The sequence below is a fragment of the Verminephrobacter aporrectodeae subsp. tuberculatae At4 genome, assembly GCF_000193225.1.
GTDB classification, from domain to species: Bacteria; Pseudomonadota; Gammaproteobacteria; order Burkholderiales; family Burkholderiaceae_C; genus Acidovorax; species Acidovorax aporrectodeae.
Window position 1 is genome coordinate 1 of the sequence record NZ_AFAL01000817.1, and the last position, 667, is coordinate 667.

Genomic DNA, 667 nt, shown 5'->3' on the forward strand with positions numbered 1-667 from the left:
GGTGTAGTGGGCGCTGGTGACCGGGCTCGTCGTCGCAGCATTGCCCGCCAGATCCCGCACGCCGCTCATGTTCACGCCGATGGTGTTGCTGCGCACGTCGTTCACGTTCTCCGTGGGCGTGAAGGTCGCGGTCCAGGTTTTTCCTTCTGCGCTGGCCGTCAGAGGTCCCAGTGTGCCGTTCGCGTTCGAGAGGTCTATCTTGCTTGCATCAAAGCCGCGGACTGCCTCCGTGAAGCTGAAGCTGACCACCGTGGTTTCGCCACTCGTCAGGCTGTCGTCGGCCAGCGTGATGCTCACGGCGGGGGGGACGGCGTCGATGTCGTAGCTGACCGTGGAGACTGCTGTGCCCACCCCTGCGTTGCCCGCAAGGTCGGTGATTTGGGCCAGGTTCACGCGAATCTTGTTGCCCGTCGAACTGCTGACGGGGGTGAGGTCCGCGATGTGCCCAATGCCCCCCGGGGCCGTCAGCGTGACCTCCCAGGTGGTGGTGCCGCCGCCGGTGCTGCGCAGGTTGGTCAGCTGCGCGCCTGCGCCGACGCTCAGGTCGTCGATGCTGAAGCTGTTGGCGTCAATGTCTTCGGAGAAGCGGATGGTGACGGTGGTGCTTTCGCCCAGGTGCAGTTTGTCGTCGCCGATCGTGATCGGGTCGGTCGCCGCCAGCGTGGGG

General features: G+C 65.7%; 1 protein-coding gene. It reads right to left on the minus strand.

The window, feature by feature from the left end; translation table 11 throughout:
- On the minus strand, positions 1-667 hold a 667-nt coding region (locus VTU_RS34095), incomplete at both ends, for an Ig-like domain-containing protein (RefSeq protein ID WP_010108849.1).